General features: G+C 42.6%; 10 protein-coding genes. 7 read left to right on the top strand and 3 right to left on the bottom strand.

Features of this window, described 5'->3' with window-relative positions; all coding sequences use genetic code 11:
* Positions 1 to 410: 410 nt before the first annotated feature.
* From dnaK to dnaJ, 3 genes are all read left to right on the top strand, one after another.
* Positions 411 to 2,234, top strand: coding sequence for a molecular chaperone DnaK (dnaK, locus tag SORDD24_RS08615; protein ID WP_061409619.1), 1,824 nt, complete (start codon positions 411 to 413; stop codon positions 2,232 to 2,234).
* Positions 2,235 to 2,449: 215 nt separating this feature from the next.
* A complete protein-coding gene (locus SORDD24_RS08610) occupies positions 2,450 to 3,082 on the top strand; it encodes a DJ-1/PfpI family protein (protein WP_061409617.1) in 633 nt (210 codons plus the stop codon).
* 263 nt (positions 3,083 to 3,345) lie between these two features.
* Entirely contained in the window at positions 3,346 to 4,482 is a 1,137-nt protein-coding gene (gene dnaJ, locus SORDD24_RS08605) for a molecular chaperone DnaJ (RefSeq protein ID WP_061409615.1), read from the top strand.
* A 78-nt stretch (positions 4,483 to 4,560) separates the two neighbouring features.
* Here the strand turns inward: dnaJ and SORDD24_RS08600 are convergent, their stop codons facing one another.
* The 3 genes from SORDD24_RS08600 to SORDD24_RS08590 form a co-directional block, all read right to left on the bottom strand.
* Positions 4,561 to 5,220, bottom strand: a complete 660-nt coding sequence (locus SORDD24_RS08600; protein ID WP_061409613.1) for a hypothetical protein — start codon at positions 5,218 to 5,220, stop codon at positions 4,561 to 4,563.
* 63 nt (positions 5,221 to 5,283) lie between these two features.
* Positions 5,284 to 5,562: a hypothetical protein gene (locus tag SORDD24_RS08595; protein WP_061409611.1), complete on the bottom strand. Its 279-nt coding sequence runs from the start codon at positions 5,560 to 5,562 to the stop codon at positions 5,284 to 5,286.
* 9 nt (positions 5,563 to 5,571) lie between these two features.
* Positions 5,572 to 5,982, bottom strand: coding sequence for an HIT family protein (locus SORDD24_RS08590; RefSeq protein ID WP_061409609.1), 411 nt, complete (start codon positions 5,980 to 5,982; stop codon positions 5,572 to 5,574).
* Between the two features lie 67 nt (positions 5,983 to 6,049).
* Between SORDD24_RS08590 and SORDD24_RS08585 the strand changes: the two genes are divergently transcribed.
* The 4 genes from SORDD24_RS08585 to trmB form a co-directional block, all read left to right on the top strand.
* Positions 6,050 to 6,781, top strand: coding sequence for an ABC transporter ATP-binding protein (locus tag SORDD24_RS08585; protein WP_061409607.1), 732 nt, complete (start codon positions 6,050 to 6,052; stop codon positions 6,779 to 6,781).
* A complete protein-coding gene (locus SORDD24_RS08580; RefSeq protein ID WP_061409605.1) occupies positions 6,778 to 7,827 on the top strand; it encodes an ABC transporter permease in 1,050 nt (349 codons plus the stop codon). Before SORDD24_RS08585 ends, SORDD24_RS08580 begins: the two co-directional genes overlap by 4 nt.
* 47 nt (positions 7,828 to 7,874) lie before the next feature.
* Positions 7,875 to 8,669: a cell cycle regulator CcrZ gene (ccrZ, locus tag SORDD24_RS08575; RefSeq protein WP_061409603.1), complete on the top strand. Its 795-nt coding sequence runs from the start codon at positions 7,875 to 7,877 to the stop codon at positions 8,667 to 8,669.
* The coding region (gene trmB, locus SORDD24_RS08570) for a tRNA (guanosine(46)-N7)-methyltransferase TrmB (protein ID WP_231082725.1) at positions 8,666 to 9,252 on the top strand (587 nt) is incomplete at its 3' end. The genes ccrZ and trmB, both read left to right, overlap by 4 nt.

The following is a 9,252-nucleotide window of genomic DNA, read 5'->3' as shown; positions in this document are numbered from 1 at the left end:
AAAATCTATCTTTTTTACCCAGAGCTTAGGGCGTGTTCGATTAGGCAATTCTGACGGTAGCTAAAGCAACTCGTCAGAAAACGGCAATCGCTATGGCGTTTGCCTAGCCTCCTTACTAACTCGTCGTCGAAATAATATCGATTTCGACTCCTCGTGTCGCAACATATATACATTGAAAACCTGTCCGAAACGACAATAAACTATGAAGAAAGTTAAGAAAGTTGTTCAGCTTTGCAATAGTGAGCAAAGCGAACCAAAGACGATACTCTTCGCCGTGGCGTTATTTGCGCAAACTTTGAGACCTTAGGCTCAAAGTTTAGTCAAAGAGATTGACGAGTCAAGCTCTGACGGCGTCGCCACCTAAGAAGAGGATCAAAAAGAAAGAATATAAAATTTAAGGAGAAAAACACATGTCTAAAATTATCGGTATTGACTTAGGTACAACAAACTCAGCAGTAGCAGTTCTTGAAGGAACTGAGAGCAAAATCATCGCAAACCCAGAAGGAAACCGCACAACTCCATCTGTAGTATCATTCAAAAACGGAGAAATCATCGTTGGTGACGCAGCAAAACGTCAAGCAGTCACAAACCCAGATACAGTTATTTCTATCAAGTCTAAGATGGGTACTTCTGAAAAAGTTTCTGCTAACGGTAAAGAATATACTCCACAAGAAATCTCAGCTATGATTCTTCAATACTTGAAAGGTTACGCTGAAGATTACCTTGGTGAAAAAGTAACCAAAGCGGTTATCACAGTTCCAGCTTACTTTAACGATGCTCAACGTCAAGCAACAAAAGACGCTGGTAAAATCGCTGGTCTTGAAGTAGAACGTATCGTCAACGAACCAACTGCAGCAGCTCTTGCTTACGGTTTGGACAAGACTGACAAAGAAGAAAAAATCTTGGTATTCGACCTTGGTGGTGGTACATTCGACGTCTCTATCCTTGAATTGGGTGACGGTGTCTTCGATGTATTGTCAACTGCAGGGGACAACAAACTCGGTGGTGACGACTTTGACCAAAAAATCATTGACCACTTGGTTGCAGAATTCAAGAAAGAAAATGGTATCGATTTGTCAAACGACAAGATGGCTCTTCAACGTTTGAAAGACGCAGCTGAAAAAGCGAAGAAAGACCTTTCTGGTGTAACTTCAACACAAATCAGCTTGCCATTTATCACTGCTGGTGAGGCTGGACCTCTTCACTTGGAAATGAGTTTGACTCGTGCGAAATTTGACGATTTGACTCGTGACCTTGTAGAACGTACAAAAGTTCCAGTTCGTCAAGCCCTTTCAGATGCAGGTTTGAGCTTGTCAGAAATCGACGAAGTTATCCTTGTTGGTGGTTCAACTCGTATCCCAGCCGTTGTAGAAGCTGTGAAAGCTGAAACTGGTAAAGAACCAAACAAATCAGTAAACCCTGATGAAGTAGTTGCTATGGGTGCAGCTATCCAAGGTGGTGTGATTACTGGTGATGTCAAAGACGTTGTCCTTCTTGACGTAACACCATTGTCACTTGGTATCGAAACAATGGGTGGCGTCTTTACAAAACTGATCGAGCGCAACACAACAATTCCAACATCTAAATCACAAGTCTTCTCAACTGCGGCAGACAACCAACCAGCCGTTGATATCCACGTTCTTCAAGGGGAACGCCCAATGGCAGCAGATAACAAGACTCTTGGACGTTTCCAATTGACAGATATCCCAGCTGCACCTCGTGGTATTCCACAAATCGAAGTAACATTTGACATCGATAAGAACGGTATCGTGTCTGTTAAGGCCAAAGACCTTGGAACTCAAAAAGAACAAACAATTGTTATCCAATCTAACTCAGGTTTGACAGACGAAGAAATCGACCGCATGATGAAAGATGCAGAAGCTAACGCTGAAGCAGATAAGAAACGTAAAGAAGAAGTTGACCTTCGTAACGAAGTAGACCAAGCAATCTTTGCGACTGAAAAGACTATCAAGGAAACTGAAGGAAAAGGTTTCGACGCAGAACGTGACGCTGCACAAGCTGCCCTTGATGAGCTTAAGAAAGCGCAAGAAGACAACAACTTGGACGAAATGAAAGCAAAACTCGAAGCTTTGAACGAAAAAGCTCAAGGCCTTGCTGTGAAACTCTACGAACAAGCCGCAGCAGCTCAACAAGCTCAAGCAGGAGCAGAAGGTGCACAAGCAACAGGAAACGCAGGCGATGACGTCGTAGACGGAGAGTTTACTGAAAAGTAAGATGCAAAGCCCGTTAAAACCTCACAGTGAAAATAGGAAATCTGACGCAGAAACTTTAGTTTCTAGGAAGATTTGTCTTTTTCACCAAGAGGTTAGGGAGTGCTCGATTTAGCAGTACTAGTTTGATTTTTAAAACTCGAACGTCGTAGTGATAGTAAGAAATCCAGAGGTTGCAACCCAGCCTCTGTTTTTCGGTAAAATAGAGGATGTTGTGTATGAAAAAAGTACTTTGTATCATTTATCCTAATTTTTCTCTTTATGAGATAACCACTTTAACGAGTACTTTGGCTCTGTCCTTTGATATCACGATTGATTATGTAGCTTCTGATCATTCAATGGTGGTTTCTGAGGATGGCTTGCCTTGTCGACCGACGAAAACATTGGATCAAATCCGTATAGAAGATTATTCTTGTGTGATTTTGCCAGGAATGGTAAATATAGGTCCTGCTCTACAAGATGAGAAATTGATTTCGTTTTTGAGAAATCTTGATGAGCAAGATATCCTAATTGCAGCCATTTCTTCAGCGCCAGTTTTATTGGCGAAAGCAGGCTTGTTGAACGACACGAAATTTACAGGTGGAATTTGGCAAAACTTCTTTGACTATTTTGAATTTCTTCCACGTGAAAATTTCCAACCGAAAGTTCTTGTGCAAGATAAACATATCATTACGGCTGTAGGTTTTGCACATCAAGAGTTTGCGAGAAAAGTGATTCTCGGTTTAGGGTTGGCAGAGAATACGGACAACTATTTTAAAGAACAGAACGAGTATGCTGAAGAGGATTTGATATTTACTCTATCAGACGAAGAGTTTGATCAAGTGAAGCAGAGTATAGAAAATACCCTCTAATGATTTACCTATAAATTATAGAAAGGAACAAAGAGTGTTCGTAACTGAACACGGGTTCCAAAATTTCTGACTCAATATAAAAGAAAGGAATTGAACCCGACCTAAATCGTGGTTTGATTCACAATATCAATAGAAAGGAACAAGGGTGTTCGTAATTGAACTCGAGCGGAAAGCTTGGAAATTAGATAAACCTCCTAAGAAATCAGGATTTCTTGTCGGTTTCCTAAATTTCAGTCGCTTTCTGTTCGCTCTTAGTATCTTGTATGAACAATACTGAATTTTATGATCGTCTGGGAGTGTCAAAAAACGCTTCGGCAGACGAGATCAAAAAGGCTTATCGTAAGCTTTCGAAAAAATATCACCCAGATATCAACAAGGAACCTGGAGCTGAGGAAAAGTACAAGGAAGTTCAAGAAGCCTATGAGACTTTGAGTGATGACCAAAAACGTGCAGCCTACGACCAATATGGTGCTGCGGGTGCCAACGGTGGCTTTGGTGGTGCTGGTGGTTTCGGTGGCTTTGACGGAGCAGGTGGCTTCGGTGGTTTTGAAGATATCTTCTCAAGTTTTTTCGGAGGAGGCGGAGCTTCGCGCAACCCAAACGCCCCTCGTCAAGGGGATGATCTCCAGTACCGTGTGAATTTGACTTTTGAAGAAGCCGTCTTCGGAACGGAAAAAGAAGTGAAATACAACCGTGAAGCAAGCTGTCGTACATGTAACGGATCTGGTGCTAAGCCAGGAACAAGTCCAGTCACTTGTGGACGCTGTCATGGCGCTGGTGTCATTAACGTTGATACGCAGACTCCTCTTGGTATGATGCGTCGCCAAGTAACTTGTGATGTCTGTCATGGTCGCGGAAAAGAAATAAAAGATCCATGTACTACCTGTCATGGAACAGGTCATGAAAAACAAGCTCATAGCGTACATGTAAAAATCCCTGCTGGTGTGGAAACTGGTCAACAAATCCGCTTAGCTGGTCAAGGTGAAGCAGGCTTTAACGGTGGACCTTATGGTGACTTGTATGTAGTGGTTTCAGTAGAAGCCAGCGATAAGTTTGAACGTGAAGGAACAACTATTTTCTACAAGTTAAATCTTAATATCGTCCAAGCTACTCTTGGAGATACTGTGGAAATTCCAACCGTGCATGGTGCTGTTGAATTGGTTATCCCAGAAGGAACTCAGACTGGCAAGAAATTCCGCCTACGTGGCAAGGGAGCACCGAGCCTTCGTGGTGGTGCTGTTGGTGACCAATACGTCACTGTTAATGTCGTGACTCCGACAGTTTTGAACGATCGCCAAAAAGCAGCGCTTAAAGAATTCGCAGCTGCAGGCGACTTGAAAGTCAATCCAAAGAAAAAGGGCTTCTTTGACCATATAAAAGATGCCTTCGAAGGAGAATAAAGTAAAAAGAGCCTCAAGGCTCTTTTTTGTATAATTTTGGGAAATTTAGTATCGAAAAATCATTTTCCAGTTAGTCTACTATCTATACTTATGAGTGAGCAAGCCAGCCTCATCCATCTCCTGGATGAGTTGCTTGATTTCCGATTCTTTGCCAGGCTTAACGGTGACGGTATCAATGTGGTTAATCGCCGAATTATCCTGAATATCTACCAAGGTCAAGGCTTTTTCATAGAATACGATTCCCTTTTTGAGACTTTTCAGATCCTTCCAAGCTAGAATTGTGTAAGAAGAATTTGATTTCTTTCCTTTTTCTTGGAAATACTCCTCGCCTTCCTCCTCTAAAAATTGTATTAAACCACGATTGAATAAGTTGTCTCCAACTTTATAGTAGGAAATATCTCTTGTCTGGAGGACATAGACTTTCAGTCGGTTTTTGGTGAGTTTTGGACTTTCTTTTAGGACGGGGTGGCTATTGATGACCTCGTCTGAAAAAGTAACATAAAAATTTAAGCCTCCACCTTCGTATTGATAATGTCCATCTGATTCGACCTTCTCAGGAGGGAGGTCAAGGGAGATAAAGATTTGTTTTAAGGTTTCATTTCCATTTCGGATGTCACTCGGTGAGGCCTTGAAAAGATTCATCACTAGTAGAAATGCTAGGGCTGTAAGTAGGCAGAGACAGCCGCAAATAATCGCGATGACCTTCGCTAGAACTTTTAAAGACTGTTTCATTTTCATTCCCTCCCTTTTCTGTTCGAATCTAGTAACCCAAAATGGAATTAAGGAAAGTTGGAGGCTTTCTTATTCTTGTTTTTCTTCTTGGAGGACTGCCATTCTAGTCTGGAAATCTTTTTCTAAAACTTTGAACTTGTAGGTCAAGTCTTTTTGGTATTCCTTGATAAGGGATTTTTGTTGGTCGATGATTTGTAGGCTGTTTTGGATGATATCCAAATCATCCTTGATAGCTTGGACGCGGTCAGTTGTATCTAGCACTTCATCCTGAATGGCTTGGCGATTTTTCACGACAAAATAACTTCCAGCTGCAGCTCCTGCAAATAGCAGTAGATTTGATAGTTTCATGGCATCTCCTTAAGCGTTTTTAATGGTTTCAGCGACTTGGGCAAGTTTGTCAAAGTCAGGTTCGTGGGCGATAAAGTCAATCTTGAGGTCATCTTCTGCATCGTAGCGAGGTACGAGATGCACGTGAGTATGAAAGACTGTTTGACCAGCAACTTCCTCACAGTTGGCAATGATATTCATGCCGACAGCCTTGGTAGCCTTCATAACTTTTTGAGCCACTGTTGGCACTTGGGCAAAGAGTTGGCTGGCACTTGCGGCATCCATCTCTAAAAGATTGCGATAATGTTCTTTTGGTACGATTAACGTGTGTCCAGGCGTTACTTGAGAGATATCAAGAAAGGCAAGAACCTGCTCATCTTCGTATACTTTTGAAGCAGGAATCTCCCCTGCGATAATCTTACAAAAAATGCAATCTGACATAAAATCCACCTCTACTGTATTGAATTTTGATATAATATAGCTACATTATACCAGATTCGGAGAAAATATGTTAGAAATTAAAAACCTGACAGGAGGCTATGTTCACGTTCCTGTCTTGAAAGATGTGTCTTTTACAGTTGAAAGTGGGCAGTTGGTCGGTTTGATTGGTCTCAACGGTGCTGGGAAATCAACAACAATCAATGAAATTATCGGTCTTCTGACACCTTATAGTGGGGAAATCAAGATTAACGGTCTCACCTTGCGAGAAGATGCGACTAGCTACCGCAAGCAGATTGGTTATATCCCAGAAACGCCTAGTCTGTATGAGGAATTGACCCTCAGAGAGCATATCGAGACGGTTGCCATGGCCTATGGTATTGAGCAAAAAGTGGCTTTTGATCGTGTGGAACCTTTGTTAAAAATGTTTCGTTTGAATCAAAAATTAGACTGGTTTCCAGTACATTTCTCAAAAGGGATGAAGCAGAAGGTCATGATTATCTGTGCATTTGTGGTAGATCCTAGCCTCTTTATCGTGGATGAGCCTTTTCTTGGGCTCGATCCGCTGGCGATTGCCGACTTGATTCAGCTTTTGGAAGTAGAAAAGCAAAAAGGCAAGTCCATTCTCATGAGTACCCACGTGCTGGATTCAGCGGAGAAGATGTGTGATGCCTTTGTCATCCTCCACAAGGGGGAGGTGCGGGCTCAGGGGAATCTCCAGCAACTCCGCGAGGCCTTTGCTATGCCTGAGGCTAGCTTGAACGACATTTACTTGGCTCTGACCAAAGAGGAGGACCTATGAAAGACTTGTTTTTAAAGAGAAAGCAGGCTTTTCGTAAGGAGTGTGTCGGCTATCTCCGTTATGTTCTCAATGACCACTTTGTCTTGTTTCTGCTGGTTCTCATCGGTTTTCTAGCCTACCAGTACAGTCAACTCTTGCAAGATTTTCCTGAAAATCATTGGCCCATCCTCTTGTTTTTGGGAATTGTATCTGCCTTGCTTTTGGCTTGGGGAGGAATCACGACCTACATAGAAGTGCCTGACAAGCTCTTTCTCTTAGTAGCTGAAGAGGAGGTTAAGTCATACCTCAAAGGGCAGACGATGCGTTCATTGGTTTTCTGGACAATTGTTCAAACCCTCTTTTTACTCCTGTTTGCACCCTTGTTTTTAGCTATGGGCTATGGTTTTCCAGTCTTTCTCATCTATGTGGTTTTATTGGGAGCTGGAAAATATCTCCTCTTTCGCCAAAAAGCCAGCAAATTTTTCACTGAAACTGGACTGGACTGGGACTACGTTATCACCCAAGAAAGCAAGCGCAAGCAAGTCTTGCTTCGTTTCTTTGCTCTCTTTACTCAGGTCAAGGGCGTTTCAAACAGTGTCAAACGTCGTGCTTATCTGGATTTCCTCCTAAAGACTGTTCAAAAGGTGCCTGGGAAGATCTGGCAAAACCTCTATCTTCGTTCTTACTTGCGAAATGGAGACCTCTTTGCCCTCAGTTTGCGCCTCTTGCTCCTATCCTTGTTAGCTGTGATCTTTATCGAGCAGTCTTGGATTGCGACAGCAGTGGTTGTCCTCTTTAATTACCTCATGCTCTTCCAGTTGTTGGCTCTCTATCGTGCTTTTGACTACCAGTACTTGACCCAGCTCTTTCCTTTGGAAAAGGGTGAAAAAGAGAAGGGCTTGAAACAGATAGTGCTCGGTGTTGGAAGTGTCGTTCTTTTGTTGGAATTGCTAGTCGGAGCAGTCGTTTTTCAAGAAAAAATAGCCTTGTTGGTTCTTGTGGGAGCAAGTCTTGTCCTACAATTGTTTTATTTACCTTACCAAGTGAAAAGATTGGTTGACGAATAGACCAAAAACTAGTAGAATAGTAAGGAAACTTTATACGGAGGAAAGAAATGGACTTGGGTGATATTGAGCTAACGCTGACCCCTATACCCGGGAAGAGCGGCAAGGCTTATATGGGAAGCTATCCTGATGGGAAGCGCGTCTTTGTAAAAATGAACACCTCTCCAATCCTACCTGGCCTAGCCAGAGAACAAATCGCTCCTCAATTACTATGGACTCGTCGTTTGTCAGATGGCCGTGATATGTGTGCTCAGGAATGGCTGACGGGCAAAATCTTGACCCCTTACGATATGAATCGCAAGCAGATTATCAATATCTTGAACCGTCTCCACCGCTCGCGTCCCTTGATGAAGCAGTTGAGTCGTTTGGGATATACCATGGAAAAACCAGTTGATTTGTTGCGTTCTTGGAAACAAGAAGCACCAGAAATCTTGCAACAGAATCACTACTTGAATAGTGTGATTGCTGAACTAGGTAAGACGGTTCCAGGCTTTAGGGAAGATCATGCAACGATTGTACATGGAGACCTTCGCCATAGTAATTGGATTGAGACAGAGAGTGGGCTTGTTTATCTAGTGGATTGGGATTCGGTTCGTCTGACGGATCGTATGTTTGATGTGGCGCATTTGCTATGCCACTACATTCCAGATCATCAGTGGCGTCAATGGTTGAGAGACTACGGCTATAAGTACAATCAGACAGTGTTAGATAAATTGTATTGGTATGGTCAGTATTCTTACTTGAACCAGATTGCCAAATACTGTGAAAATCAAGATTTAGACAATGTAAACCGGGAGATTTATGCCTTGCGTGTCTTCCGTGACAAGTATGGAAAGAAGAGATGAGAGTTAGAAATCGTAAAGGGGCGACAGAGTTACTAGAGGCTAATCCCCAGTATGTGGTCCTCAATCCCTCGGAAGCTAAAGGGAAATGGCGAGACTTGTTTGGAAATGATCATCCGATTCATATTGAGGTTGGAAGTGGGAAAGGTGCCTTTGTATCAGGAATGGCCAAGCAAAACCCTGACATCAACTATATCGGGATTGACATCCAAAAGTCGGTATTGAGTTATGCCTTGGACAAGGTATTAGAAGTTGGAGTGCCCAACATCAAATTGCTGTGGGTAGATGGTTCAGATTTGACAGACTACTTTGAAGACGGTGAGATTGATCGTCTCTACCTAAACTTTTCTGATCCCTGGCCTAAAAAACGCCATGAAAAACGCCGTCTGACCTACAAGAGTTTCTTGGACACCTTCAAGCGTATCTTGCCAGAAAATGGGGAAATCCATTTCAAGACAGACAATCGTGGCTTGTTTGAGTACAGCTTGGTGAGTTTTTCTCAGTATGGGATGAAACTGAACGGGGTTTGGTTGGACTTACATGCCAGTGATTTTGAAGGCAATGTCATGACAGAATATGAGCAAAA

The organism is Streptococcus oralis (assembly GCF_001579175.1).
GTDB lineage: Bacteria > Bacillota > Bacilli > Lactobacillales > Streptococcaceae > Streptococcus > Streptococcus oralis_O.
Note: the sequence above shows the minus strand (reverse complement) of the source record. Positions and strands in the feature narration are given on the sequence as shown.